Origin of the sequence: Streptomyces sp. NBC_01260 (genome assembly GCF_036226405.1) — a bacterium.
In the GTDB taxonomy this organism is placed as follows: Bacteria; Actinomycetota; Actinomycetes; order Streptomycetales; family Streptomycetaceae; genus Streptomyces; species Streptomyces laculatispora.
In genome coordinates this window covers 1,253,758-1,279,391 of the sequence record NZ_CP108464.1, presented here as the reverse complement: position 1 = coordinate 1,279,391, position 25,634 = coordinate 1,253,758, and the positions used below count along the sequence as shown (strand labels likewise).

At 72.5% G+C, this 25,634-nt stretch carries 23 protein-coding genes; 9 read left to right on the top strand and 14 right to left on the bottom strand.

Features of this window, described 5'->3' with window-relative positions; all coding sequences use genetic code 11:
* The first annotated feature begins 1 nt into the window (after position 1).
* From OG322_RS05670 to OG322_RS05655, 4 genes are read left to right on the top strand one after another with little or no spacing between them, the layout of a single operon-like run.
* Positions 2–1,705, top strand: coding sequence for an urease subunit alpha (locus OG322_RS05670; RefSeq protein ID WP_123463535.1), 1,704 nt, complete (start codon positions 2–4; stop codon positions 1,703–1,705).
* On the top strand, positions 1,705–2,370 hold the full coding sequence (locus tag OG322_RS05665) for an urease accessory protein UreF (RefSeq protein ID WP_123463538.1): 666 nt from the start codon (positions 1,705–1,707) through the stop codon (positions 2,368–2,370). The genes OG322_RS05670 and OG322_RS05665 overlap by 1 nt, the downstream gene beginning before the upstream one ends.
* Positions 2,371–2,419: 49 nt before the next feature.
* Positions 2,420–3,094: an urease accessory protein UreG gene (gene ureG / locus OG322_RS05660; RefSeq protein WP_329307711.1), complete on the top strand. Its 675-nt coding sequence runs from the start codon at positions 2,420–2,422 to the stop codon at positions 3,092–3,094.
* Complete coding sequence (locus OG322_RS05655; RefSeq protein ID WP_123463540.1) at positions 3,091–3,807, top strand: urease accessory protein UreD; 717 nt, start codon at positions 3,091–3,093, stop codon at positions 3,805–3,807. The genes ureG and OG322_RS05655 overlap by 4 nt, the downstream gene beginning before the upstream one ends.
* Before the next feature lie 28 nt (positions 3,808–3,835).
* Here OG322_RS05655 and OG322_RS05650 read toward each other — a convergent pair whose 3' ends face one another.
* Both OG322_RS05650 and OG322_RS05645 read right to left on the bottom strand, forming a co-directional pair.
* Positions 3,836–5,104: an MFS transporter gene (locus OG322_RS05650; protein ID WP_123463542.1), complete on the bottom strand. Its 1,269-nt coding sequence runs from the start codon at positions 5,102–5,104 to the stop codon at positions 3,836–3,838.
* A 132-nt stretch (positions 5,105–5,236) separates the two neighbouring features.
* Entirely contained in the window at positions 5,237–6,316 is a 1,080-nt protein-coding gene (locus OG322_RS05645) for a hypothetical protein (RefSeq protein ID WP_123463544.1), read from the bottom strand.
* 195 nt (positions 6,317–6,511) lie between these two features.
* Here OG322_RS05645 and OG322_RS05640 point away from each other — a divergent pair, with 195 nt between their 5' ends.
* Positions 6,512–7,090 carry a dihydrofolate reductase family protein gene (locus tag OG322_RS05640; protein WP_123463546.1) on the top strand — a complete coding sequence of 193 codons (579 nt, stop codon included), beginning with the start codon at positions 6,512–6,514 and terminating at the stop codon, positions 7,088–7,090.
* A gap of 52 nt (positions 7,091–7,142) precedes the next feature.
* Positions 7,143–7,409, top strand: a complete 267-nt coding sequence (locus OG322_RS05635) for a nuclear transport factor 2 family protein (protein ID WP_329306133.1) — start codon at positions 7,143–7,145, stop codon at positions 7,407–7,409.
* Here the strand turns inward: OG322_RS05635 and OG322_RS05630 are convergent.
* From OG322_RS05630 to OG322_RS05590, 9 genes are all read right to left on the bottom strand, one after another.
* Complete coding sequence (locus OG322_RS05630) at positions 7,373–8,512, bottom strand: zinc-binding dehydrogenase (protein ID WP_124285535.1); 1,140 nt, start codon at positions 8,510–8,512, stop codon at positions 7,373–7,375. The two genes, OG322_RS05635 and OG322_RS05630, sit on opposite strands and share 37 nt — an antisense overlap.
* Positions 8,509–8,811: a putative quinol monooxygenase gene (locus OG322_RS05625; protein WP_123463552.1), complete on the bottom strand. Its 303-nt coding sequence runs from the start codon at positions 8,809–8,811 to the stop codon at positions 8,509–8,511. Before OG322_RS05625 ends, OG322_RS05630 begins: the two co-directional genes overlap by 4 nt.
* Before the next feature lie 4 nt (positions 8,812–8,815).
* Positions 8,816–9,475, bottom strand: coding sequence for a glycerol-3-phosphate responsive antiterminator (locus OG322_RS05620; RefSeq protein WP_123463554.1), 660 nt, complete (start codon positions 9,473–9,475; stop codon positions 8,816–8,818).
* A gap of 113 nt (positions 9,476–9,588) precedes the next feature.
* Complete coding sequence (locus OG322_RS05615; RefSeq protein ID WP_329306132.1) at positions 9,589–11,142, bottom strand: FAD-binding oxidoreductase; 1,554 nt, start codon at positions 11,140–11,142, stop codon at positions 9,589–9,591.
* The gene (locus tag OG322_RS05610; RefSeq protein WP_123463558.1) at positions 11,139–12,812 is read right to left on the bottom strand and encodes a glycerol-3-phosphate dehydrogenase/oxidase; all 1,674 of its coding nucleotides are present in this window, start codon (positions 12,810–12,812) and stop codon (positions 11,139–11,141) included. The genes OG322_RS05615 and OG322_RS05610 overlap by 4 nt, the downstream gene beginning before the upstream one ends.
* Before the next feature lie 75 nt (positions 12,813–12,887).
* On the bottom strand, positions 12,888–14,441 hold the full coding sequence (locus OG322_RS05605; protein WP_123463560.1) for an FGGY family carbohydrate kinase: 1,554 nt from the start codon (positions 14,439–14,441) through the stop codon (positions 12,888–12,890).
* Between the two features lie 82 nt (positions 14,442–14,523).
* Positions 14,524–15,966, bottom strand: coding sequence for an MFS transporter (locus OG322_RS05600; RefSeq protein ID WP_123463562.1), 1,443 nt, complete (start codon positions 15,964–15,966; stop codon positions 14,524–14,526).
* A 263-nt stretch (positions 15,967–16,229) separates the two neighbouring features.
* A complete protein-coding gene (locus tag OG322_RS05595; protein WP_123463564.1) occupies positions 16,230–17,783 on the bottom strand; it encodes a peptidoglycan-binding protein in 1,554 nt (517 codons plus the stop codon).
* Positions 17,784–18,016: 233 nt separating this feature from the next.
* On the bottom strand, positions 18,017–18,748 hold the full coding sequence (locus OG322_RS05590; RefSeq protein ID WP_123463566.1) for a nitroreductase family protein: 732 nt from the start codon (positions 18,746–18,748) through the stop codon (positions 18,017–18,019).
* 274 nt (positions 18,749–19,022) lie between these two features.
* On the opposite strand from OG322_RS05590, the gene OG322_RS05585 reads away from it, so the two are divergent.
* The 3 genes from OG322_RS05585 (at position 19,023) to OG322_RS05575 (ending at position 21,577) form a co-directional block, all read left to right on the top strand.
* On the top strand, positions 19,023–19,256 hold the full coding sequence (locus tag OG322_RS05585; protein ID WP_164494463.1) for an acyl carrier protein: 234 nt from the start codon (positions 19,023–19,025) through the stop codon (positions 19,254–19,256).
* Entirely contained in the window at positions 19,253–20,500 is a 1,248-nt protein-coding gene (locus tag OG322_RS05580; protein ID WP_266410701.1) for a beta-ketoacyl-[acyl-carrier-protein] synthase family protein, read from the top strand. Before OG322_RS05585 ends, OG322_RS05580 begins: the two co-directional genes overlap by 4 nt.
* 159 nt (positions 20,501–20,659) lie before the next feature.
* Positions 20,660–21,577 (top strand): alpha/beta fold hydrolase, encoded by a 918-nt coding sequence (locus OG322_RS05575; RefSeq protein WP_123463572.1) that lies wholly within the window; start codon positions 20,660–20,662, stop codon positions 21,575–21,577.
* Positions 21,578–21,596: 19 nt separating this feature from the next.
* Here OG322_RS05575 and OG322_RS05570 read toward each other — a convergent pair whose 3' ends face one another.
* From OG322_RS05570 to OG322_RS05560, 3 genes are all read right to left on the bottom strand, one after another.
* On the bottom strand, positions 21,597–24,023 hold the full coding sequence (locus tag OG322_RS05570; protein WP_124285539.1) for an endonuclease/exonuclease/phosphatase family protein: 2,427 nt from the start codon (positions 24,021–24,023) through the stop codon (positions 21,597–21,599).
* 236 nt (positions 24,024–24,259) lie between these two features.
* Positions 24,260–24,628 (bottom strand): nuclear transport factor 2 family protein, encoded by a 369-nt coding sequence (locus OG322_RS05565; RefSeq protein ID WP_123463577.1) that lies wholly within the window; start codon positions 24,626–24,628, stop codon positions 24,260–24,262.
* Positions 24,629–24,753: 125 nt separating this feature from the next.
* Positions 24,754–25,596, bottom strand: coding sequence for an alpha/beta fold hydrolase (locus OG322_RS05560; protein ID WP_329306131.1), 843 nt, complete (start codon positions 25,594–25,596; stop codon positions 24,754–24,756).
* Positions 25,597–25,634: the final 38 nt, after the last annotated feature.

Here is a 25,634-nt window from a genome sequence, read left to right as displayed (position 1 = left end):
CATGGCACAACTGACCCGCGCCGCATACGCGGCGTTCTACGGCCCCACCACCAAAGACCGCATCAGGCTCGCCGACACCGATCTCTGGATCGAGGTCGAGGAGGACCGCTGCTTCGGCGGCGACGAGGCGGTCTTCGGCGGCGGCAAGTCCATCCGCGAATCGATGGGCCAGGCCACCACGTCACGCGCCGACGGCGCCCTCGACCTCGTCATCACCAACGTCGTGGTCCTGGACCACTGGGGCATCGTCAAGACCGACATCGGCATCCGGGCCGGCCGGATCGTCGCCCTCGGCCGTTCGGGCAACCCCGACATCGGCGAGGGCGTCCACCCCGAGCTGGTGATCGGCCCCGGCACCGACGTCGTCTCCGGCGAGGGGCGCATCCTGACCGCCGGAGCCGTCGACACCCACGTCCACTTCCTGATGCCGGAGACCCTCCACGAGGCACTGGCCACCGGCACCACGACCGTCATCGGCGGCGGCACCGGAGCCACCGAGGGATCCAAGGCCACCACGGTCACCCCCGGGGCCTGGAACCTCGCGATGATGCACCGGTCCCTGGACCGCGTCCCGCTCAACATCATGCTCTTCGGCAAGGGCTCCACCGTCGGCGAGGAGGCCCTGCGCGAGGCCGCGCTCGGCGGTGCGGGCGGCTACAAGGTCCACGAGGACTGGGGCGCCACCCCCGCCGCCATCGACGCCGCCCTGAAGGCCGCCGACGCCTACGGTCTCCAGGTCGCCCTGCACGGCGACAGCCTCAACGAGGCCGGCTACGTCGAGGGCACACTCGACGCCATCGCCGGACGCGGCATCCACGTCTTCCACGCCGAGGGCGCGGGCGGTGGCCACGCGCCCGACATCATCACCGTCGCCTCGTACCCCAACATCCTCCCGGCGTCCACCAACCCGACGCTCCCGCACACCGTCAACACCGTCGACGAACACCTCGACATGCTGATGGTCTGCCACCACCTCAACCCGCGCGTCCCCGAGGACCTCGCCTTCGCCGAGTCCCGCATCCGGGCCAGTACCATCGCGGCCGAGGACATCCTGCACGACATAGGGGCCCTCTCCATCACCTCCTCCGACGCCCAGGCCATGGGCCGCATCGGTGAGGTCATCTGCCGCACCTGGCAGGTCGCCCATGTGATGAAGCAGCGCTTCGGCGACCGCGGCAGCGAACTGCCCGCCGACAACGAACGGGCCCGCCGCTACGTCGCCAAGTACACGATCTGCCCGGCCGTCGCCCACGGCATCGACCATGTCATCGGCTCCGTCGAACCCGGCAAGCTCGCCGACCTGGTGCTCTGGGACCCCGCGTTCTTCGGCATCCGCCCCGCCGCCGTGATCAAGGGCGGCATGGTGGTGTACGCACCCCTCGGCGACGCCAACGCCGCGATCCCCACCACCCAGCCCGTGCTGCTGCGCCCCACCGCCGCCGCCGGGGCCGCCCCGCACCTCTCGGTCAGCTTCGTCGCCCCGGCCGCCCTGGCCGACGGCCTCGCCGAACGCCTCGGACTCGAACGCGAACTCGTCGCCGTACGCCCCACCCGCCACCTCACCAAGGCGGACCTGCCGAACAACACCGCGCTCCCGGACATCGAGGTGGACCCGGAGACCTTCGCCATCCATATCGACGGGGAGCTCGTCGAGCCGTCACCCGCCACCGAACTGCCGCTGGCCCAGCGGTACTCCATGTTCTGATGGGCGCACTGGCACCCCTGCTGCTCGGTGACGGACGGCTCCCGGTCGGCGCGTACACCTACAGCGCCGGGCTCGAACCGGCGGTCGTCGCAGGTCTCACCCGCGACCGGATCCCCGCACTGCTGAGGGCGCGGCTGCACACCACCGCCCTCACCGAGGCGGCCGCGGCCGTCCTCGCCCTGCGGGCCGCGGTGTGCGACCCGGTCGACTACGGGCCCCTGCAGCGGGCCCTCGCGGCACGGACCCCGGCCGCACCCCAGCGCGAGACGTCGGCGACGCTCGGCCGGGGCGTGCACCGGCTGGCCCGGCGCCTCGCTCCGGACCACCCGGCGGTCACCGCACTGGCCGCCATGCGCCCCCGGCCCCTGCGGCCGGTCACGCTCGGCGCCCTCGGAGCCGTACTGAAGGTCTCCGAGGAGGAACTGGCGCACGCCGTCGTCTACGACGAGCTCCAGACCGTCGCGTCCGCCGCGCTGAAACTCCTGCCCGGCGACCCGCTCGACTCGGTCGCCTGGATCCTCGCCGCCGAACCCGACGCGGCGTCGGCGGTGGCCCGCGCCCTCGCCGTACGGACCCCGGACGGGCTGCCCGCCCGTACCGCCGCGCTCACCGAACAGTGGGCGCTCGAACACGCACGACGCGAACGGAGACTCTTCCTTGCCTGAGAACGACAGCACCCCCGAGCAGCAGCCCAACCCCCACTTCCACGAGCCGCTGAACCAGCCCCGGGCCCTGCGCCTGGGCGTCGCGGGACCGGTCGGCACCGGAAAGAGCTCGATCCTGGCCACCCTGTGCCGTGAACTGGCCGGCGAGCTCTCCATGGCGGTGGTCACCAACGACATCTACACCGACGAGGACGCCCGCTTCCTGCGCTCGGCGGGCGTGCTGCCCACCGAACGCATCCGCGCCGTCGAGACCGGCGCCTGCCCGCACACCGCGATCCGCGACGACGTCAGCGCCAACCTGGACGCCGTGGAGGACCTGGAGGAGGCGTACGACCCACTGGACCTGGTGCTCATCGAGAGCGGCGGCGACAACCTCACCGCCACCTTCAGCCCGGCCCTCGCCGACGCGCAGCTCTTCTGCATCGACGTGGCCGGCGGCGGCGACGTCGCACGCAAGGGCGGCCCCGGCATCACCGGCGCCGACCTCCTGATCGTCAACAAGACCGATCTGGCCTCCTACGTGGAGGTCGACGTGCCCGCCATGGTCGCCGACGCCGAGGCGGCCCGCGGCGGTCTCCCCGTCCTCGCCCTCTCCAAGAAGGACCCGGCCTCCATCGCCGAACTCGCCGACTGGGTGAGGTCCCTGCTGGTGCGCCACCGCTCGGGCACCCACATCCCCACCGACCCCGGCCCGATGGCGCCGCACAGCCACACCCACCCGTGAACGATCCGACCGTCGTCGCCGTGGAGCGCGACGAATCGGGCCGCCGGCTCGCCCGCGAACTGCGCCCCGGCGCCTTTCTCGCCCCCCGCCCGCTGCTGCCGTGCCCCGGCCGGACCCGGATCGCCCTGGTCGGCATCCGGGCCGGACTGCTCGCCGGCGACGAGCTGGCCCTGGACATCTCGGTCGGTCCGGGCGCGCACCTGGAGCTGGTCGAGCCGGCCGGACTCGTCGCCTACGACCACCGGGGCGGCTCGGCCCGGTGGCGGGCCCGCGTCGATATCGCCGAGGGCGGCGAACTCACCTGGCACGGGCTGCCGTTCGTGGTGTCCACCGGGGCGGACGTCGAGCGGACCATGGACGCCCGGCTCGCGTCCGGGGCCCGGATGCTGTGGCGCGACACCCTGGTCCTCGGCCGCTCCGGGGAGCGCGGCGGGCGGGTCCGGGCCACGACCCGGGTGACGTACGAGGGCCGCGACCTCCTGGTCGAGGACCTCGACCTCACCGACCCGGACGTACGCGAACTCCCCGGCATCCTGGGCCCGAACCGCGTCATCGGCTCGGTCGCCGCACTCGGCGCCAGGCCGCCGGGACCCCCGCACCCCTACCGGATGGACCTTGCCGGACCGGGTGCGCAGGTGCGGCTGCTGGACACGGTGGCGCCGGCCGTGGAGGCGGAGCTGACCGCGGTCTGGGAGTCCTGGCTCGCCGGCTGACAGACCCTGAGGGCCGACGGCGGCGCGATCAAGCTCCGCTGACCCGGTCCCGGGCTTCCGCTCCCGCGAGCCGGGGGCGGCGGGGACGGCGGGGGCGGCGGGGGCGCACCAACGCCGCCGCGCACAGCAGCGCGGGCGCTGCCGCCAGGGCGAAGCACAGCGCGAGCGGCAGCCGCCCGACGAGCAGCCCGACCGCCGCGGTGCCGCCCGAGGCCCCGGCGTTGAACGCCGTGTTGACCCAGGCGCCCGCCTGGGTGCGCCGGGCGGCGTCCACGGACTCGTCCGCGATCAGATACGCGGTCGTCAGGACCGGGGCGACGAACAGCCCGGCGACCGCGACGAAGGCGGCCAGCACATACACACGCGGCGAGAGACCGGCCGCCATCAGCGCCGCACCCATCCCCGCGGCCGCCACCACCAGCCGCACCCGGCTCGGCGCATTCCACCGGACCGCCCCGTACGCCAGACCGCCGGCGGCGCTCCCGGCCGAGAGGGCGGCCAGCACCCAGGACACCGCCGCCGCCTGGCCGCGCTGCTCGGTGAACGCCACCACCAGCAGTTCGAGCGCCCCGAGGCAGAGCCCCACGGCGGCCGTCACCAGCACCGCACGGCGCAGAGCGGGGATGCCGTGCAGTCGCAGCCGGGGACCGGCGGGGGTGCCGGCCGAGGCCGGTGCGGGGCTCGCGTGCTTACGGGGCACCGCCGGTGACGACACCAGCGCCAGCGCCCCCACGAACACCAGCACGGCACCGGCCAGCACACCGGCCGCGGGCCGGCCGGCCCGCACGATCAGGCCCACCAGCAACGGGCCCGTGACGTACAGCAGTTCCTCGGCGACGCCGTCCAGGCTGTACGCGCGCTGCAACAGCTCCCGGTCCGGGACGAGACCGCTCCACAGCGTCCGCATGACCGGGCCCAGCGGCGGAGTGCAGACGCCCGCCGCCACGGCGAGCGCCCCCAGGGCGAGGGGCGGGGCGCCGGGCCGCCAGGTGACCAGGGTGAGCACGCCGAGCACCGCCGCGTACAGCCCCGCCATCGGAGGCAGGACCCGGCGCGGCCCGTACCGGTCGATCAGCGCCGCACGGGCGGGGGAGAGGAAGACGCTGGCGGCCCCGAACAGGGCCATGGCGCCGCCGGCGACGGAGTACGAACCGGTGGCGTCCTTGATCGCCAGCAGCAGGGCGAGCGGGACCATCCCGTACGAGAGCCGCCCCAGCAGCGCGGCGCCGAAGGTGCGCAGGGCATGGGGGGTTCGCAGGACAGTGGCGTACGAGGGCGCGGAAGAAGAGGTGACCACGATGACATTCCTCGTGAGGGCAGCGCGGGGACACGGCGCTGCGGGTATGCGGGGACACCGGAGTGCCGCACCCGGGGTGCCGGGTGCGGTCAGTGCGGGGTTCTACGCACGAGGAGGAGTCATGCGGGCAAACTAGCAGAGCGGGCGGTGCTCCGGCAGGGGGCCTGCGGACGTCCCGGTGGTGTCCGGACCGGCCGCCATGATGTCTTCGGCGGCCGCCCACAGCCGGGGCAGGAACCGGATGACCTCCTCGCGGCGGGCCAGGATGTCCGTGGTGCCGGTGATCCCGGTGAGCTCGGCGACGGCCGCCTCGAACGCGGGCAGCCGTGCGGCGTGCAGCGCGGGGGCGTCCACGGCCAGCACGGTGTGGCAGCGGGCGAGCGTCGCGACGATCCAGAAGACCGCCTCGCGGTGGTCACCCCGGTCCAGGAGTTCCAGACTGCCGTCGACGGCGATCGGACGCGCCTGTGCGGTGAGGTCGCTGCTGAAGAAGAACGGTGTGCGCGCGACCGGGACCGTGGCGTCGAACGTCCGGGTCAGCTCGGCCACATGGTGCCGCACCCGCCGCTCGGAGACGTCCGCGCAGCCGAGCAGTCCCAGCAGTTCCGGATAGAGCTCCGGCTGCCTGTGCGCGGTCAACACCTCGCGCGCGGCCGGATAGCGCAGCCGGACGGTGGGGTTGCGCAGTGCGGCGACCAGCAGGACGTGCGTGGTGACCCCGGTGGGGAACATCCAGGCCGGCACCTGCTCGTGAAAGGGTGCGGAGGCGTCGAACGCGGCAAGGCGGCTCTCGACCCGGTGCCGGGCGTCCAGGCACCGCCGGCGCACCCAGTCCCGCCCGGCGAACCGCGGCGCGACCTCCGCGTACAGGGCGCGCAGCCGGCCGGTGGGATCGTCGATGACCGTGTCACTGCGGAAGCTGCCCGCCAGATGGTACGAGGAGAGCACCGCCGCAGGGTCGCGGAGCTCGGCCCACGGTACGTGGGAGATCTCCAGCAGGGCGCCCTCGTAACGGAGTTTGCCGGGTTTGACGGGCGGTTCGTCCTGCGCCGTGACGACCATGACGTCGACGTCGGACGAGGGCGGCAGCTCGGCGTCGTCCGGCTTGCCCACGGTCGACCCGCTGAAGTAGGCCCCGCGGTAGCCGGGGGCGCGCCGGGCGTGTGCGGCCACCCAGCGGACCGCGGCGGCGCGTGCCGCTCCGACTCTCACCACGGGACTCCTCAGGGCCGGTACCGGCCGGGCGGACCGCGCGGCCCTTCGTGGTCCGCCCCTTCCCCGAAGATCTACGCGGCGCGCCCGTGGCCCGTCAAGCGCCCGCTGTTTCCTCCCGCCCCCGTGGACCGCTGCCGGGTAGTGTCGGATTCGTTCCGTCGGCCCGTCCCTGATTCCCCGGTGAGGTTTGCGATGCGCAAGATCATCTATTTCATGTCGATGTCCCTGGACGGCTATATCGAGGGACCGGACAGGGACATCGACTGGCATCAGGTGGACGACGATCTGCACCGCGCCTACAACGAGCGGCTCGCCGCGATGGGCGGCTTCCTGCACGGCCGGGTCGTCCACGAGCTGATGGCGGACTTCTGGCCCACCGCCGACCAGGACCCGGCCGGCGCCGGGCCCACGGCCGAGTTCGCCGTCATCTGGCGGAACATGCCGAAGTACGTCTACTCCCGGACGCTCCAGCGGGCCGACTGGAACACCACCGTCGTTCACGATGTCGTCGCGGAAGAGGTCATGGCGCTGAAGGAGCGGCCCGGCGGCGACCTGGCGCTCGGCGGCGCCGGGCTGGCCGCGTCCTTCGCGGCGCTCGATCTGATCGACGAGTACTGGGTCTACGTCCACCCGGTCCTCATCGGTCGGGGAAAGCCCATGTTCCCGCTGTCGGACACCAGGACCGCCCTGCGGCTCGCCGGCACCGAGGCCTTCGGCAACGGAGTCGTGGAACTGCGGTACGAGCGGGCGGAAAAGCCCTCGGCGCACTGACCGTTCGATGGGTACGGTCGTGGCCCGCTCCGGCACCGGCGAAAGGAATCACATGGCACTGGGTAGCGAGGACCGACTCGCCGTCATGGAACTGATTGCGCTGCACGGGCATGTGATCGACGACGGTGAACTCCACCGGCTGGACGAGCTGTTCACCGACGACATCGTCCTCGCCATGGGCGCACTCAATCCGGTCGGCCACCACGTCACGAAGCCGCCTGACGGTTCGACCCCCCGGGGGCGCCCGCCATGCGGCGGGCACCTCCCTCGAGGGTGCGCGGTTCAGACGCCCAGCAGCCCCGATGTGTCCAGCACCTGACGGATCGCCCGGCCCGAGGCCAGCTCCTCCATCGCGTGGTTGACCTCGTCCAGCGCGAGGGTGCCGGTGTGCATCTCCTCCACCGGCATCAGCCCGGCCCGCCACAGGTCCAGGAAACGCGGGATGTCGCGGCGGGGGACCGCGTCACCCATGTACGAGCCCAGCAGGGACTTGCCCTCGCCCGCGAAGGCCAGGGCCGGCACCTCCAGCACCCGGTCGGGGGCGGGCAGGCCCACCGAGACGACCTTGCCGCCGCGGGCCACGGCGGCAAGGCACTCGGCCATCACCTTCGGGCTGCCCACGGCCTCCACCGCGACCTCCGCGCCGCCGGACGTCAGTTCGCGGATCACGGCGAGCGCCTCGTCGGGCGCGCAGGTGTGGGTCGCGCCCAGGCGCAGGGCCAGTTCGCGCTTCTCCGCCACCGGGTCCACGGCCACGATCGGGTACGCGCCGGCCGCCCGCGCACCCAGCACCGCGGACAGGCCCACCCCGCCCAGCCCGTAGACCACCGCCGACTGGCCGGGGCGCAGGGCCGCCGTGTTGATGACCGCGCCGGCGCCCGTCAGGACCGCGCAGCCGAACATCGAGGCCACGGTGAACGGGATGTCCCGGGGAATCGGCACCACGGACTCCTGCGCCACCACCGCGTACGAGGAGAACGCGGAGACGCCCAGCTGGTGGTGGACCGTGGCGCCGGAGGCATCCGTCAGCAGGGACGGGCCGTGCAGCAGGGCGCCCGAGCCGTTCGCCGAGGCGGCCTGCGCGCACAGGGCAGGGCGCCCCGCCGCGCAGTCGGCGCAGAAGCCGCAGCTCGGCACGAAGACCAGGGCGACATGGTCGCCGGGGGTGATTCGGTGGACGCCGGGGCCGGTCTCCTCGACCACCCCGACCGCCTCGTGCCCCAGGGCCATCGGGAGGGGCCGGACCCGGTCGCCGTTGACGACCGAGAGGTCCGAGTGGCACAGGGACGCGGCGGCGACCCGGACCAGCACCTCGCCCTCGCGCGGGGCTTCGAGGTTCAGCTCCTCCACCTCGACCGGCCTGGTCCCCGAGTAGGGCCGGGCCGTCGATATCCCGCGCAGCACCACGGCCCGGGTCTTCACGCGCCCACCTCGTCACGGGGTGCGCAGCGCAGCACGTCGCGGCTCTCCAGCAGCGGGACGACCTTGCCGAGCACGATCTCCTGGAAGTGCGGGGTCGCGCAGTGCGCGGTGAAGTCGGCCTCGGTCGCGTACTCCTCGTAGAGCACGATCGCCCGCGGGTCCTCGATGCCCTGGTGGACCCGGTAGCCGAGGTTGCCGGGCTCCCGGCGGGAGGCGGCGGCCATGGAGTCGAGGAGCGGGAGGACGGTGTCCTGCTCGCCGGGCCTGGTGCGGTACCTGGCCACTACTACATACGTCACGGGGTTACTCCTGGGGTGGTGCGGGCCTCTTGAGGGCGGCGGGCGGGACCGGCGGCAGCTGGTCGCGGCGCAGATGCCAGAGGCGGGGGTCGGACGTGGCGGCCGCGGCCGACCCGAGGGCCAGTGCGAGCGCCACGTCCGCGGGGGATTCCACGAAGCCCGCCGCGACCGACGGGGACATCGCGCGCTGGGCCTGCGCGGTCATCCGGGCGACGATCGGGGCGGGCATGATCTCGACCAGGTCCGGCGCCCCGCGCGAGATCGCGTCCGTGGAGCGGCGCAGATTGGACCGGTCGGTGACGAACACCTTCATCATCGTCAGCAGGCCGAGGGGCCGGCCCTTCTCTATGAGCGAGAGCCGGGTGCTGACCACTCCGTGCGCGCCCATGTTCTTGATGAACTCCAGCGCGCCCCGGTCCTGTGCCAGACCGGGGCTGCTGTCGACGTTCACGAACACGGTCTTCCCCGCCCGGGCCAGCGCCGGCACGACCTGGGGCAGCTGCCCCACCGCGAACGAGGCGAGGATGCACACCTTGGCCGGTGCGGTGAGGAACTGCCGCAGCGGCTGGGTGCCGACGACCGACGCGACGACCGGCACCTCGGCGAACGCCGCGGTGAGCCGGGGGTCGAGCGGTGCGCCGGACCGGGACGGGGAGGGGGTCATGGCTGGGGCCTCTCGTGTGGATCATGCCGGGCTCGCGGTCTGGCACGCCCGTCTGCGGCCTGATCCAGACGAAGGACCCCGGGCCTGCCCGGGAGGGGTTCGCGGTTACCGGGTCAGTTGAGCGGAGGTGTGCCGAATCGGCTGGGAAGGCCCAGTTTGCCAGGGTTGAGAATGCCGGCCGGGTCCAGGGCGGCCTTCACCGCGACGAACGTCGCGAAGCCCGCGCCCAGGGATTCCTCCAGGTAGGGGCCGCGCAGCAGTCCGCAGCCGTGGTGGTGGCTGAGCGCCGCCGCATGGCGGATGAGGACGGCGTTGGCGGCGTCCCACACCGAGCGGTACCAGTCGCGCCGCGACTCGGGAGCCACGTCACCGCGCAGCGAGAAGTAGACGCAGGCGCCGTCGGTGTAGGCGTGCGACTGGTGCGCCGAGGCGGCCAGGGTGCCGGGCACCGACTGGATCGCGGCGACCACCTCGTCGTAGATCACCGGGAGGTCGGTCCAGGACGCGGCCATCTCCAGCGTGTCGGCGACGAAGCCCGGACCCGGCGTGAAGCCGTCCGCGGACTTGCCGACGAGCATCCGCTCGTCCAGCCAGCGCGCGAAGACCGCCTTGGAGTCCAGCTCGGGTCCGTACGCGGAGCAGACCTCGGCCGCCACCTTGATCGAGGCGTCCACGATCGTCGGGTCGCCCTCGTCGGCGATCAGCAGGAGATTGGTCTCCGGGTGGCCGAAGTGCGTACCCGACTCCAGGGTGTCGTACAGCCGCAGCACGGCCGGGGTCGCACCGCGCTGCATGATCTCGCGGCAGGCGTCCAGGCCCTCCGCGAAGGTCTTGAAGCCGAACGCGACGGCGTTCGCGAACGTAGGCAGTGGATGGACGCGCAGCCGGGCCGAGACGATGACCCCGAGGGTGCCCTCGGAGCCGATGAACAGCTGGCGCAGGTCCGGGCCGACCGCCGCGCGGGCGTAGTCGCCGTACGTGGCGCGGGTGCCGTCCGCGTGGATCACGTCCACACCGACGACCATGTCCTCGATCTTGCCGTAGCGCGTGGAGAGCTGACCGGCGCCGCGGCAGGCGATCCAGCCGCCGACCGTGGAGACGGCGAAGGCGGAGGGCCAGTGGCCGGTCGTGACGCCGTACTCCTCCTGGAGCTGCTTCTCGAAGAGGTCGCCGAACATGCCGGCCTCGACGTCCACGACGTTCGACCCGGCGTCGAAGCCGGTGATCCGGTTCAGCGCGCACACGTCGAGCACCACACCGCCGAAGACCGGCAGCGCCGCGCCCGTGACGTTCGAGCGGCCCGCGGACGGGGTGACCGGGATGCCCGCCTCGTGGCAGATCCGCAGCACGGCCGCGATCTGGTCCGCGTCGGCGGCCTCGACGACCACGGCGTCCGGCGTCGCGGGACGGCCCTCGGTCTCACCGATCATCGAACCGGCCCACCAGTCACGGGTCCGGGTGACGACCTCGTCGCGCTCCACGTGCACGGCGTGCGCGGCCTCGCGCAGCGCCTCGATCACGCTCTCGGGGACCTGGACCGGGTTGACCTGGAGCGCGGCCTCGCCGTCCCCGATCGGGGTGTTCTGCGCCCACTTGGCGAAGCTGGGGGCACCGATCGTGTAGTTGCCCCGGTTGAACGGGTGGGTGATGGTCTGACGGCTGATCATGCTGTTGCCCCTTCGAGGAGTACGGACTTTTCGTGACGGACGGCTGCGAGGTACTCGGAGACCGAGCGGTCCACCTCGGCCTCCGTGAGGTTCAGTTCCCGGCCGAGGATCGCGCCGACCGCGCCCGCCGCCTCGGCGGAGGCGTCCCGGGCGAACAGCCGGGCGCGCATCCGGCGGGAGAGGACGTCGTCGACCGAGCGGGCCAGCTCGGCGCGGGCCGCGTACACGACCTCGGCCCTGGTGTACGGGAGCCCCGCGACGATCGGCTCGGACAGCGTCGGGTCCTCCTGGATCAGATCGCCCACGAAGCGGGCCTCGGTGCCGAAGCGCTCGCCCAGGTGGGCGGCGATACCACCGGAGGCGGCCACGGCCTCGGCGTCGTACCCGGAGCCGCCGAGCAGCGGGAGGTCGCTGGTGCGGCTCTTCCCCTTGCGGCCCAGGACCGTCATCACCTTGTCGATGACGAGCTCGCCCATGTGGCGGCTGGTGGTGAGCTTGCCGCCGGTCACGGTCACCATGCCGGTGCGGCCGATGCTGATGTGGTGGTCGCGGCGCATGTCGAGCGTCGCGCCCTCCTTGCCGCCGACCAGCGGGCGCAGCCCGCCGATGGAGCCGACCACGTCGTCCGGGGTGAGCTTCCCCTCGAAGGCGGTGTTGGCGCCCTCCAGCAGGAAGTCCATCTCCTGGCGGGTGCAGTGCACATCGTCGGGGGAGCCCTGGTAGTCCTCGTCCGTGGTGCCCAGCACGACACTGTTGCCCCAGCGGGTGCAGGTCGCGCGGCGGGCGCGGCCCGGGATCGGCACGGTGACCGTGCAGTTGATCCGCACCTTGTCCCAGGGCACCACGATGTGGACGCCCTTGGCGGGCCGTACCTGCGGCTTGTGGCCGTCGACGGCCTTCGCGTCCAGCTCGTCGGTCCACACCCCGGTGGCGTTGACGACGGCCCGCGCCCGGATGTCGACACTGTCGCCGTCCACCGAGACGCGGGCCCCGGCGACCTTGCCGCTCTGCATCAGCAGGCCCTCGGCCTTGGCGCCGTTGAGGACCGTGGCCCCCAGCGCCGCCGCGGTCCGCACGATGGTCAGCACCAGCCGCGCGTCGTCCGTGCGGGCGTCGAAGTACATCAGCCCGCCCTGGAGGTTCTCCGCGCGCAGCGTCGGCGCCTGCGCGAGGACCTCAGGCACGGTGAGCCGCTGGTGGAGCTTGCCGATCCGCCAGCCGCCGACCAGGTCGTACGTCCACAGCAGGCCCTCGAAGCCCTTGGCGAGGCGGGCGTCGAAGATGCCCTCCTTCTCCAGGATCGGGAAGAGGAACGGCAGCCGGTGCACCAGGTGCGGGGCGTTCTTGCGGAAGCGGTGCCGCTCCAGCAGCGAGTGGCGTACGAGGTTGACGTTGCCCTGCTCGATGTAGCGCAGGCCGCCGTGGACCATCTTCGAGGACTTCGACGACGTGCCGGAGGCGAAGTCGTCCTTCTCGACCAGCGCCGCGCGCAGACCGCGCGAGGCCGCGTCCAGCACGGCGTACGCGCCGGTGATGCCGCCGCCGATGACGAGCACGTCGTACGTGTCGTCGGCCAGCCGGCGCTTGGCCGCCGCGCGGTCCAGCAGCAGGGGCGTCCGGCGGGTGGCCGCGGCACTGCGCCGCGGCTTCCGGGCGGGCATGGTGATCACAACATCAACTCCTGGTGTTTCGGTGCGGCGGCCGCGTGGTCGGGTACCGGCCGCCGGCTGACGGGTGAGGGGCCGTCAGTGGGGGGTGAGGGGTGTGAGTGCGGGGTCCTTGAGGTGGGCGATCAGCACGTCGCGCCAGGCGGCCCGCTGGGCGGCCCGTTCGTCCGCGCCGAGTGACGGCTCGAAGATCCGGCCGTGCGGCTGCGCCTCGACGACCTCTTCGAGCGAGCCCCACAGGCCCTGGGCGACACCGGCCAGATAGGCGGTGCCGCGCAGGCTCGCGGTGGCCGAGTCGGCGACCCGCTCCAGCGGCAGGCCGGTCAGGTCGGCCTGGATGCGCAGCAGCGGGTCGCTGCCCGCGACCCCGCCGCCGACCCGCAGCCGGGTGAACGGGGCGTCCATCGTGGCGGCGACCCCGTCGATGAGGTCGCACACCGAGTGCGCGATGCCGTCCAGGACGGCGCGGGCCAGATCGGCCCGGGTGGTGGCGAGGGTGAGCCCGGTGAGGGCGGCGGTGGCCTCCGGATGCCAGACCGGCGTACGGACCCCGGCGAGCGCCGGGACGAAACGCGGGGTGCGGCCCGGCCGGGTGGGGACCCGGCCGGCCTCCTCACCGAGCTCCTTCGGCGAGGCGAACAGGCCCAGGTCGTCACAGAGCCAGCGCAGCGCCGAACCCGCCGTGGAGGTGTAGGCCTCCAGGCTGTAATGGCTGATGTCGCCCTGCCGCCGGCCGGGCTGGGCGAGCACCCCGGAGATGTCGGGCCGGGGCAGGGCGGGCGTGGTGCCGGTCGCCGCGTCGACGAACGCGCCGGTCCCGTACATGCACATGCCCTGCCCGGCGGCCAGGCCGCCGAGCGCGATCAGTGCGGCGTGCTGGTCGCCCATGGAGGCGGCCAGCGGGACGGCGATGCCGAGGGCGGCCGGGTCGGTGGTGCCGAACCCGGCGTCGTCCGAGCGGAGCTCCGGAAGCAGGTCGAGGGGGAAGCCCAGATGGCTGATCCACTCCTCGTCCCAGGCGTGCCGCTCCAGCAGGTAGCCCCCGCTGGAGGCGGCGTTGGTCGGGGTGGTGGCGTGCACGGCGCCCCCGGTCAGGCGCCAGATCAGCCAGGTGTCGACGGTACCGAAGAGCAGCCGGCCCTCGCGGTGGGCGGCGGACACCTCCGGGTGCGCGGCGATCTGCCGGGCGGCCCAGAGGAACGGCGCGCGGGCACCGACCGGCCGGCCCTGGCGGGCCGTGAGGGCGGCGTCCCACCGCGCCTCGTGAGCGGTGAGTTCGGCGGCGTACCGCCGGTCCTGCCACACCACGGCGGGCAGCAGCGGCCGCCCGGTGACCCGGTCCCAGAGCATCGCGGTGGCCCGCTGGGTGGAGAGCGCGACCGCGGTGATCGCGATGCCCTCCGCCCGTGCGGCGCCGATGGCCCGGCGCGCCACCTCAAGGGTGGCGGTCCAGATCTCCATCGGATCCTGCTCGACCGAGAGGTCGTCCGGATGGCTGACCTTGATCGACCGGTAGAACACCTCGTGCGCGGCACCGGAGTCGAGAACGACTCCGGCCCTGGTGCCGGTGGTGCCCTCGTCGATGGCCAGCACACCGCGCCGTGGGGCGGCGCCGGGGAGCGTCTGCGTCATTGCAGCCCTTTCATTGCGAGCATCGCGAGCTGTACGGAGGGGGAGAGGGACCATCGTGTGGTGCGGCAGGCGCGGCGGACGGTCAGCGCGCGGCCGCGGACTCCTCGGATTCCCGCTCGTCCGCGTCGGCGGTGCGGAGCGCCGCCGTCTCGTCGGGGGATGCGGCCTTCATCGGGTCCCACTTGATGGCCAGGCAGGTGATCATGCCGAGCAGCGGCACGACGGCGAGGACCAGGAAGGTGTCGGCCAGGCCGAGCGACTCCTTGATCTGCGGGAAGAGGTACAGCCCGGCGACACTGCCGAAACTGCCGACCATCCCGGTGACACCGGTGCCGAGCGCGCGCACGTCACTGCTGTACGAGAGCGCGGCGATGGATTTGCCGTTGGCGCCGGGGCCCGCGGAGTGGCACAGGATGAACAGCACCGGCAGCAGGAACGCCACCGCTGTCGGGACCTTCTCGAAGGTCAGCCCCATCGCGATCAGGGCGACGAAGACCCCGCCGAATCCGGCGGCGGAGCTGAGCCGCAGTCCGAGCCGGCGGCCGAAGTACGCGGACAGCAGCCCGCCCGCGATACCGAAGGCGTTGAACACCATCGAGCCGATCGTGGCCTTCTCGAAGCTCTCGCCGAAGATCGTCAGGCTGATCAGCGGGAGGTACCAGCCGACCGCGAAGTACTGCATCGACTGCCCGAGCGAGATCACCGAGGAGAGGATGGTGCGCGGCAGGTACTCGCCCTTGAAGAGCAGTCCGGCCTGGCGGAAGCCGATGGCGGGCGCGGCGACCGCGGCGCGGGTCGCCTCGTCCGGCTTCCCGGCGACGGCCTTGATCCGGTAGATCCGGTCCAGGTTGAGGACGGCCTCGTCCAGCCGGCCCTTGCTGGCCAGCCAGGTCGGACTCTCCTTGAGCATCAGCCACTGGCCCACCAGCAGCGCCAGGGCCACGACTGCGGCCGACCCCACCGACCAGCGCCAGATGTCCGCGCCGACGTCCAGGTTGAAGAAGAGCAGGGCGAGCGCGAGGTTGCTGGTGGTGGCGACGTACCAGACCGCCTGCCACAGGTTCAGCCGGCCGCCGAGCTTGGCGGGGGTGTACTCGGCGAGCAGCGCCATGGCGACGGCGAAGTCGATGCCGTACGCGACGCCCACCAGGACCCGGCCCAGCCAGACGACGGTGAAGTCACCGGCGAACGCGGCGAGCAGGGCGCCCGCGATCGCGAAGACCTTGGCGATGAGCAGCGGGGGGACCCGGCCGATCCGGGTGGCGAGCCAGCCGCCGATGGGGTTGAAGATGATCGCCAGGGCCGGAGCGGTGGCCGTGAGGATCGAGACCTGCGTGCTGGTCAGCTCCATCTGGGACGTCATCGGTCCCAGACCGGCGCTCAGCGCCGCGTTCGAGTAGGCGTCGAGGAACAGCCCGCCGAATACGAGAAACCAGATGACTTGCGCCCGGCCGGTGATCTTTCCCAGCCCATCGATGAGCGCAACGACGTCGGCGACGCCTTTGACGCTCGGACGTTGTGCCATGAATCCGCCTTCGAGGAAGACCCATCGGCGGCACGGGGAGCACAAAAAAACAGGCATGACGAAACCACCGACAGGTGGTCTATGTCTGTGCCTGTCAAAACACTGCGGAAAGCGCCGCAGCACGTGAAGTACGACTACACGAGGAGATTAGGAAGACGTCAGGAGAAACGTCAAGGGTTTCCGGCGGGTTACCCAAACGTGACGTCCGGGTGTTCCCGCATGTCACGGGGCGGGCGCGGCGCGCCCGCCCCGTGACATGTCCGTCAGCGGCCCGCCTGCAGCGCCGCCCAGGTGTCCGGCCCCACGATGCCGTCGGCCGTCAGGCCCCGGCTCGTCTGGTAGCCGCGCACCGCCGTCGTCGTCGCCGGGCCGAAGCTCCCGTCGATGCCGACGGCCGAGCCGAGCGTCGCGGTCAGCGCGCGCTGGAGCCGCTTCACACCGTCGCCCGAAGCGCCCTCCTGGAGCGTCGCGGTCGAGCCCGCCGACAGCAGCGCGGTCCAGGTCCTGGCTCCCACGACGCCGTCCTGGTCCAGCCCGTGCGCCGCCTGGTAGGCCGCCACCGCGCTCTGTGTGGCCGGGCCGAAGCTGCCGTCGGCCGCGCCCGCCGCCTGGTCCTGCTCGTTCAGCAGCTGCTGGACGGCCTTGACCTGGGCACCCGTCGAGCCCATTCGCTGGGTGGTGTACGCGGTGAAGCTCAGCCCGTCGGGGGTGGTGCCGCCCCCGGTGTCCCCGCCCACCAGCTGCATGTAGTGCGTCCAGTCCCAGTTCGGGCCGGGGTCGGTGTGGTCGTTGCCCGGCGCCTCGCTGTGGCCGATGATGTGCGCCCGGTCCTTCGGGATTCCGTACCGGTCGCACAGGTACGCGGTCAGGGTCGCCGACGACCGGTACATCGGCTCCGTGAACCAGGAGGGGTCGTCGATGAATCCCTCGTGCTCGATACCGAGCGCCGAGGAGTTGGCGCTCCGCGCGTGGTACGCGGTGTCGCTGTCTCGCACCATCTGGGTGATCTGGCCGTCGGACGAGCGCACCACGTAGTGCGAGCTCACCTTGGCCGTCGGGTTCTGGAACCAGCTGATCGAGCCCGCGTACGAGCCCTGCGTGACGTGGATGATCACCTTGTCGATCGCTGCCGAGCGGCCCGCCGCGAAGTTGTTCGCGTTGGCCGGGACCCAGAGCGCGGCCGGGTAGTCGGCGCTGCGGGCACCCGGCTCCGTGGCGGCGAGCGAGCCCTTGTGCGGGGAGACCGGGCGGCCCGTCACCGAGATCCGCTCGCCGTCCGGGGTGACGGCGTCGAGCCCGTCCGCCAGGAAGGTGTAGACCGTGTCGGCGTAGAGGGCGGCGGCCGGGCCCTCGGTCCCGCTGTACCGGGCGACGGCCGGGTACCAGGCATCGATGTCCGCCCGGTCCCGGGCGTCCAGGCCCAGCTTGTCCGCGTAGCCGCGCAGCACCGCCGCGCCGCCCAGGATGTTGGCCCCGGTGTCGGCGCGGAGGTCGGCCAGGGGCTTGCCGGTCAGGGCGGCGGCCTGCTCCAGGGTCCGGTTCCCGGGGTTGCTGGCGAGGTGCATCACGCCGTAGCCGTTCGCCTGGCTGGGGAGTCCGGAGTGGCCGTCGAGGCGGGTCTCGCCGTATCCGACGGCGGCGAGCAGGTCACGCGGTACGCCGAACCGGCCGGCCGCCCGCTCGAAGGCCTGGTTCATCGGGTGGCCGGGGTCCGAGGCGGCGAGGGCCGGGGTGCCGGTGACGGTCAGGACGGTGGCGGTGAGGGCCGCCAGCACGGATGCGCGGGCCTTGGTGTGGGCTGCGGGGCGGCTGGGCATACCTGCTCCTGCTCTGTGGGGGAAGAAGAACGGCCCCCGGGCCCGAGTGGGGTGGGCCGAGGGGCCGCCAAGCCCGCTCAGGGTATCGATCTGTCCAGGGCATGACAATCATCGTGCTGCGTGTCGAACTCCCTTTCACTCCAATGGAGTTGAGGTGCGGATGTGGGCGCGCAGGCCGGGCGCTGTCAGGCGGCGGCCCGGATCCGGGAGATCCCGGATCCGGGGCGGCCGGCCTACCAGCGGTCGCGGTGGATGACGTCCGCCACCGGGCGGCGCCGGACCGGACCGAAGTTGCCCTTCGGCCACCCGATCGGAACGGCGGCGAAGGTCTGCATGTCCTCGGGGATGCCGAGGGCCTCCTTCCACTCCTGCTCCAGCATCAGGTGCCAGATGGTGACGTTCGCCGCGAGCCCCAGCGCGCGGGCGGCGAGCAGCAGGTTCTGCACCCCGGGATAGACGCAGGAGCCCTCGGCGAGCGTCTGGAACCTGGTCTGGGTGTTCGTCATGTGCTCGACGCCCGCCGGGCCGAGCGCCTGCGCGTACGCGACCAGGCCCTCCTCCTCGATCCGGGGCTCCGGGAACCGGTAGCAGGGCACGACCAGCGCCGGGGTATCGGCGAAGTGGTCGCGCTGGTACTCGATCGCGGCCACCATCCGGCCGTACGCCGCGTCGTCCATGCCCTTCGGCGCGTACTTCCCGGTCGTCGCCAGATACGCGTCCACGCACCGCTTCCACAGCGGCGCCAGACGCGCCATCACCTCACGGTCGGTCACCACGACGTACTCGTAACACTGCATGTTGCCGCCGCTGGGGCCCCAGACGGCGGCCTGTATGAGCTGCTCCAGCGTCTCGTCCGGCACGGGTTCCGGTCTGAGGCGGCGCATGGCGCGCATCGTGGACATGGTGGAGAACAGGGCGCGGGCGTCGGCGGAGACCTCGGCGGCCTGTGTGGATTCGGTGTTCATGATCGCGGAGTTTACGGGCGGAACCCCTCCGGGAGGAGCCCTGCGGACCGGCTCCTGAAGGCGGGCGGAACCGTAGCGCCCCGTCGATTCGACCCGGGGCGCACACCAGGGGATTCGTACACCTGCCCAGCCCTCCCACCGCACGGGGGAACGCGGACCGGAGCCACTGCCGACAGGGCGTATAAAGGGTGCCTCCGGACCGGCCGGCGTCCCCCGATGGCAGTGACCTCTCACGCGGCAAGGCGTCACCGCGTACGACAGCGGAGGAGTGCCCATGAGCACGGCAGACGAGATCAGCACCTTGCTGGTGGCGAACTTCGGAACCGATCCCGTGACGATCCGCCCCGAAGCGTCGCTCCGTCAGCTCAGGCTGGATTCCCTGGCCCTGGAGGAACTGCGGCTCCTCATCGAGGACCGGATGGGCGTCGACCTGGACGACGTCCAGCTGACCTCGCGCGACACCGTCGGCCAACTGGTCGACGCCGTGCACCGCAAGGCCGCGGCATGACCGCCCGGTACCGCCCCGAACCGTTCGCCGCCGCCGTCACCGGGATCGGCCTCGTCACCGCGGCGGGCGTGGGCACCGCGGCCACCTGGCGCGGGGTGTCCGAGGCCGCCACCGCGCCCTGCGTCCCGCACCGGCCCGAACTCCACGACCTGCCCTGCGACTTCATGTACACCATCACGGGCCTCGACACGAGGGCGGTCCTCGGGGTGGCGACCCAGCGGCTCATGGACCGCTTCTCTCAACTCGCCGTCATCGCCGCCCGTGAGGCCGTCGCGGACGCCGGGCTCGACCCCTCGGTCTGGGACAGCGCCCGCGTCGCCGTCGTCATCGGCTCCGCCCACGGCGGACTGCCCTTCTACGACGCGCAGCACACCGCCCTCACCGAGCGCGGCGCCCGCCGGGTCTCGCCCAAACTCGCCCCGCTCACGGTCGTCAACGGCGCGGCCAGCAGCGTCGCGACCGACCTCGGCGCGCACGGCCCCAGCCAGGCCGTCTCCACCGCCTGCTCGTCCGGCACCGTGGCCATCGGCACCGCGCACCAGATGCTGCGCACCGGGGCCTGCGACATCGTCGTCGCCGGCGGCGCCGAATCGGTCTGCTCCCGGCTGCTGATCGCCAGCGCCTGCCAGTTGAAGGCCGTCTCCACCCGCCGGGACGACCCCGAGTCGGCCTGCCGCCCGTTCGACACCCACCGCGACGGCTTCGTCGTCGGCGAGGGCGCCGGACTCCTCGTACTGGAACGCCCGGAACACGCCCGCGCCCGCGGCGCCACCGTCCGCGCGCACCTCGCCGGATACGGCGCGTCCAGCGACGCGTACTCCGCCGTCGCGCCGGACCCCGAGGGCCTCGGCATCGAACGGGCCCTGCGCGCCGCCCTCGCGGACGCCGGAGTCGGCGCGGCGGACATCGGTCATGTCAACGCCCACGGCACCTCGACCGTGTCGAACGACCTGATCGAGGCCACGATGCTGCGCCGGGTGCTCGGCGAGCACCCCCTCGTCACGTCCACGAAGGCCATGACCGGACACACCCTCGGCGCCGCGGGCGGCATCGAGACCGCGCTGACCGTGCTGGCCCTCCAGCACCAACTCGTCCCGCCCACCGTCAACCTGGACGCCCCCGACCCGCAGATCCCGCTCGAAGTGGTGAGCAAGCAGGCCCGGCCCGCGGCGTTCGACGCGGCCGTCAAGACCTCGCTCGGCTTCGGCGGGCACAACGCCGCACTCGTCCTCACCAGGGCCTGACCGCGCGGCGACACGTAAGTGGGTCCGGCACATCGGGGGGCGGCGCCGCGGGGCCGGGCACGCGCGTCCGCGTTGACTCCCTCCCGCGCCTTGCAGGTGCACGCACCCACCCCGCGTCTTCTTCCACCCCCATTGCCGGACCCTCTAAGGACGGTCACCATGCCCGACGAGATCATCCGGAACCTGTCGGTGCACGGGCTGCGCTACAGCTACCGGACCCTGCCGCAGCCCTCGCCCCGCACCGAGCCGGTCATCGTCCTGGGCGGCGCGCTCCAGGGGATGTACGGCTGGCCGCAGATGGACGAGCACCTGGGACCGCAGGCCCAGGTCGTCACCGCCGACCTGCCCGGCATGGGCGGCGCCGATCCGCTGCCGCCCGGCACCGGCGACGACATCCTGTACGCGGCCGTCGCCGGCATCATCGACGACCTGGCCGTACCCCGGGTCAACCTCTTCGGCTTCTCCTACGGCACGTCGATCGCGTTCGGCTGCGCCCGGCAGAACCCGGGCCGCATCGCCCGGCTGGTGCTCGGCGGTGTACCGGCCCACATCAGCGACGCCCAGCGGACCCAGTGGGGCCGGGCGGTCGACCGGCTGGGAGCCGGTGACATGGAGGGGCTCGCCACCCTGACCGCCGAGGCGCTGATGTGCCTGGACCCGGACCGCACCGTGCACCGCAGGGAGCTCGCCCGGCGCTACGTCCGGCGCTCGTTCCTGCACGCGCTGACCCATTCCCCGCACGCCGCGCAGTCACTGCGCCGGGCGCTGGGCCACCGGCCGGACTTCTCCGGCGGGCTGAGCGGCGTGCCCGCGCTCGTCTTCGCGGGCGAGCACGACACGGTGACCTCGCCCGAACGGCAGCGCGCCTTCGCGGCGACGATCGAGGGCAGCCGGTTCCTGACCATCGGTGACTCCGACCACTGGGTCGTCCTGGAACGCCCCGACGACGTGGCGGACCTGGTCGCCCGCTTCTTCACCGACCGCCCCCTGGAGACGGCGCCCGCCCTGGGCGCCCTCGCACTGCCGCGCCCGCGTGCGAGCGCGGCGGGAGCGGCCCTGCCGCGGGCGGGCGGCTGAGCCGCCCGCCCGCGCGGGATCAGTGGTGCCCGTGGTGCCCGTGGCCGGAACCGCCGGTCCTCACCCGCACGATCTGCGGGTCGTGGTCGCTGGCCTGGTCCGCGAACTCCGCGTTGATGTGCACCACGTCGTAGTCGAAGCGCCGGATGCCGGGGCTCGTCAGGATGTGGTCCAGCGTCTGCGAGTTGCCCTCGTACACATAGCTGTACCGCTCGTTCGCAGGCAGCGTGTTGATCAGCGGCTTGAGCGCCTTCCCGGCGGTCAGCGCGGACATCGTCGGCGAGAACGCGAAGTCGTTCAGGTCGCCGAGCGTGATGACCCGTGCCGACTTGTCCGCCGCCAGAAGTGACTTGACGAAGGTGTTGACCTCCGCCGCCTGCTTCACCCGCTTGGTCTCCGAGCTGCGCGTCGGTGCCTGGTAGCGGCCGTGCAGGGGCTGGTCGCCGCCCTTGGAGGTGAAGTGGTTGCCGATGACGAACACCGGCTCCCCGCGGAAGGTGAACTCGCCGACGAGGGGCTTGCGGCTGTCGGTCCAGGCGTCGTTCAGCGGGCTGATCCGGGCGGGCGAGGCCGACAGGGTGACGCCCTTCTTCGTCCGTACGGCCTTCACCGCCGTGGTCGCGTCGCCGCCGGCGCGGTCCACGAAGGAGACCCGGGCGGGGTTGAAGAGGAAGACGTTACGGATGTTGCCGCCGGGCTCGCCGCCGTCCTTGCCGTCCTGCGGAGCCACGTAGCGCCAGGAGTACCGCGGGCCGCCCGCCGCGACGATCGCGTCCGTGAACCGCTTCAGGGTCGCCTCGGAGCCGACCGTGCCGTTGTTGACCGCGCCGTTGTCGTCCTGGATCTCCTCCAGCGACACGATGTCGGGGGAGGCCAGGTTGACCGCGACGCCCTCGGCCAGGGTGTCGAACTTGCCCTGGTCGTCGAGCGCGTCGAGGTTCTCCACGTTGTAGGTGGAGACGGCGAGTTCGTCGCGCTTCTGCTTCCTGGTGACCTCACGCTTCAGGTGCCGGTCGGTGAGCGTGCCCAGCTGGGTGGCCTGGAGGCTGTAGCCGCCGAAGGAGTCGTAGTCCAGCACACCGGAGGTGGTGCCGGCCAGCACGTCTCCCACGTTCGCGACCGGGACGCGCCGGGCGCTGTCGAGCGACATCACCTTGATCCGGCCGGTGTTCTGGTCGGTGTACGAGGAGTACAGCGTGCCGCCGCGCCGGGTCGGGTTCTGCTCGGGCTCGACGGTCACCCAGACCTCGCCGTAGGAGCTCGTGGCGCCCGTGACCCGGGTGTCGGCGGTCTCGACCCGGGTGCCCTCCAGGGACTCGTAGAGATCGAGCGCGTACGTCGCCGGTTCGAGGGGCAGCGCGTCGATCGAGCCGCCGCCCGCCGAGGGGACGTAGCCGGCGGGCACCGAGGCCGCGTTGAGCGTCACCGGTGCCGGCAGCGCGTTGCCCGAGGAGAGGACCGTGGTCCTGGGGGCGGTGATCTCGGTGATGGACTGCGTGGTGGCCGACGGGTAGTACTCGTCCACCGTGCCGCTGACCAGGACCGAGTCGCCCACCGAGACCGTCGGGGTGGCGGAGCCGGTGTAGACGAGGACGCCCTCGGAGGTACGGGGGTCCGCGTCCGGCGAGGGGTCCTGGATCCAGAAGCCGCGCGAACCCGTGGTGCGGACCGCCGTGACGACGCCGGGGACCCCGGTCACCGCCTGGCCGTCCAGCGGGGAGACCCGGGTGGTGCCCTGGATGTCGTGCACGCGCACGGTGCCGGGCTCGGTGGGGTTGCCCGGGTCGCCGGGGCCCTCGCCGCCGGGCGTCTCACCGGCCGCGTTGACCGGCGTCGGGGCGCCCGCCGACAGGTCGGCGGCGTTGTCGTCGGTGTCCGCGAGCGAGGCCGCACGCGCCACGGAGGCGGTGGCGGAGGCGCCCGTCGCCGGTCCACTGCCTTCGCGGACGACCGCGGAGCCGTAGCCCACCAGGTCCACGACACGGGTGTCCGAGGCGCAGTCGGCCGCCGTCTTGCAGGTCAGTGCCGTGGTGCCGGAGACCAGCGCGACCGTGCCGCTCGCGGCTGCCATCGCGACGGTGCCGGTGGCGTCCGGGGCGGGCAGGCCGACGGTACCGCCGGTGCCCGCGGCCTGGGCGACCAGATAGCGGCCGCCGGGCGCGACGGCGCCGGTGAGCGGGGACACCTGCCACTGCGAACCGGCGGACGGCGCCCCCGGCAGGTACTGGACGCTGAACCCGGACAGGTCGTACGCGGCGGAGCCGGCGTTGGCCAGCTCGACGAAGTCGCGGGTGAGCGTCGCCCCCGAGTTCCCGCCGCCCCCGTACACCTCGGAGATCACGGCGGTCGAGGACGGGGCCGCGAAGGCGGCGGGCAGCGCGGTCGCCGAGAGGGTCACGGCGACCGCGCCGGCCAGCAGGACGGAACGAGGTCTGGATATGCGCACGGATACTGCCCCTCAGAGTGTGATGAGGGAGCACAAGCTATGCGCGTAGAACCGGCGATGACAAGGCATCAGAGGTTAATTCCAGAAATCGCTGCGCCATCCGGCCCGCGCCGGCCGCCGACCGGGAGCCGGACACGCCCCGCCATCGCTCACGGCGCCGCTGTTCACGCCCCCGCCGGATGCCCGCCGTGTCGCCCCAACGACGGGCCGGCACCCGTCGTGGACAGCGCCGGGAGTCAGACGGCCGGTACCCGGTCCAGGAATCCGCTCACCGAGCTGATCCGCCCGTCGTCCGCGAGAGTGATCACGTCCGAACCGGCGACGGGCGCCGAGCCGTCCGCCGCGGCGACCAGTTCCCAGCTGAAGCGGACGAGGGAGTGGTGCCCGTCGACGGCCCCGGCCGGGCGGAAGGCGAAGCCGGGGAACTGCTGCTGGGCGCCGCTGATCGCGGCCGCCAGCTCGTCGTGTCCCCGCACATCGGCCAGCGGGTCGATGTAGGTGGCATCCTCGGTGAAGGCCTCGGCGACAGCCTTCTCCAGCTCCTCGGGGGTGGCGGCGTTCCAGGCGGCGAAGTAGCGCTGGACGGCGTCGTCGTACGAGGTCATCGTGGTTCCTCTCATCGGCCCCGGCCGGTGGGCCGGGCGCGTTGTGCTGGTGAGGAACACGATGTCCGACATCGTGGAACGGGTCGATTACCTCCGGGGTAACGACGCCTCCGGCAACGGGCCGGTCAGCGCCGGTGATCGTCCAGGAAGCCCATCAGCGCGGTGTTGAGCTCCTCGGCGTGGGTCCAGCCGATGTTGTGCGGACCGCCCGGGATCTCCACGAGGCGGCTGTCAGGAATGAGGTCCGGCAGCCGCCGCCCGGTGGAGTCGATGGGCAGGATGCGGTCCTCGTCGCCCTGCACGACCAGCGTCGGCACGTCGTTCTTCGGCAGGTCGTCGCGGAAGTCAGTCAGCCACGTCGGTACACAGGCCAGCGTGGCGTGGGCGGAGGCGTCCGCCGCCACGTTCCACTGCATCCGCAGGGCCTGTTCGCTGATCCGGGTGCCGCCGAGCTTGTCGGTGTTGTTGAAGTCATCAAGGAACGCCGTCAGATAGGCGGGCCGGTCCGCGAAGGCAGCGCGCATGATGCTGTCGAAGACGCTCTGGTCGACGCCGGCGGGGTTGTCGTCCGCCTTCAGCAGGTAGGGCGGCACGGGAGCCACCAGGACCGCCAGGCCGACCCGGCGCGAGCCGTGGTTGCCGAGGTAGCGGGTGACCTCGCCGGTACCCATGGAGAACCCGGCCAGCACCGCGTCCTGGAGATCGAGCATCTCCATCACGGTGCTCAGGTCCTCGGTGAACGTGTCGTAGTCGTACCCGGTGACGGGCCTGCTCGACCGGCCGAAACCGCGCCGGTCGTAGGTGATGACCCGGTACCCGGCGCCGAGCAGGACCGGGAGCTGCTTCTCCCACGACGCGCCGCTCAGCGGGAACCCGTGGATCAGGACGACCGGCCTGCCCGCGCCGTGGTCCTCGTAGTACAGCTCGATATCGGCGGAGTTCTCCCGGCCGACGGTGATGTACGGCATGTTGACTCTCCCTCGGTACGGCGGTGCCACGACGGACG

Bases quoted from the DNA above. Each gene is read 5' to 3' on its own strand.
- OG322_RS05585 (WP_164494463.1), top strand. From the start codon at position 19,023: ATGAGCACGGCAGACGAGATCAGCACCTTGCTGGTGGCGAACTTCGGA.
- OG322_RS05615 (WP_329306132.1), bottom strand. From the start codon at position 11,142: ATGATCAGCCGTCAGACCATCACCCACCCGTTCAACCGGGGCAACTAC.
- OG322_RS05665 (WP_123463538.1), top strand. From the start codon at position 1,705: ATGGGCGCACTGGCACCCCTGCTGCTCGGTGACGGACGGCTCCCGGTC.
- OG322_RS05620 (WP_123463554.1), bottom strand. From the start codon at position 9,475: ATGACCCCCTCCCCGTCCCGGTCCGGCGCACCGCTCGACCCCCGGCTC.
- OG322_RS05580 (WP_266410701.1), top strand. From the start codon at position 19,253: ATGACCGCCCGGTACCGCCCCGAACCGTTCGCCGCCGCCGTCACCGGG.
- OG322_RS05600 (WP_123463562.1), bottom strand. From the start codon at position 15,966: ATGGCACAACGTCCGAGCGTCAAAGGCGTCGCCGACGTCGTTGCGCTC.
- OG322_RS05575 (WP_123463572.1), top strand. From the start codon at position 20,660: ATGCCCGACGAGATCATCCGGAACCTGTCGGTGCACGGGCTGCGCTAC.
- OG322_RS05640 (WP_123463546.1), top strand. From the start codon at position 6,512: ATGCGCAAGATCATCTATTTCATGTCGATGTCCCTGGACGGCTATATC.
- OG322_RS05565 (WP_123463577.1), bottom strand. From the start codon at position 24,628: ATGACCTCGTACGACGACGCCGTCCAGCGCTACTTCGCCGCCTGGAAC.
- OG322_RS05670 (WP_123463535.1), top strand. From the start codon at position 2: ATGGCACAACTGACCCGCGCCGCATACGCGGCGTTCTACGGCCCCACC.
- OG322_RS05560 (WP_329306131.1), bottom strand. From the start codon at position 25,596: ATGCCGTACATCACCGTCGGCCGGGAGAACTCCGCCGATATCGAGCTG.
- OG322_RS05590 (WP_123463566.1), bottom strand. From the start codon at position 18,748: ATGAACACCGAATCCACACAGGCCGCCGAGGTCTCCGCCGACGCCCGC.
- OG322_RS05595 (WP_123463564.1), bottom strand. From the start codon at position 17,783: ATGCCCAGCCGCCCCGCAGCCCACACCAAGGCCCGCGCATCCGTGCTG.
- OG322_RS05605 (WP_123463560.1), bottom strand. From the start codon at position 14,441: ATGACGCAGACGCTCCCCGGCGCCGCCCCACGGCGCGGTGTGCTGGCC.
- OG322_RS05635 (WP_329306133.1), top strand. From the start codon at position 7,143: ATGGCACTGGGTAGCGAGGACCGACTCGCCGTCATGGAACTGATTGCG.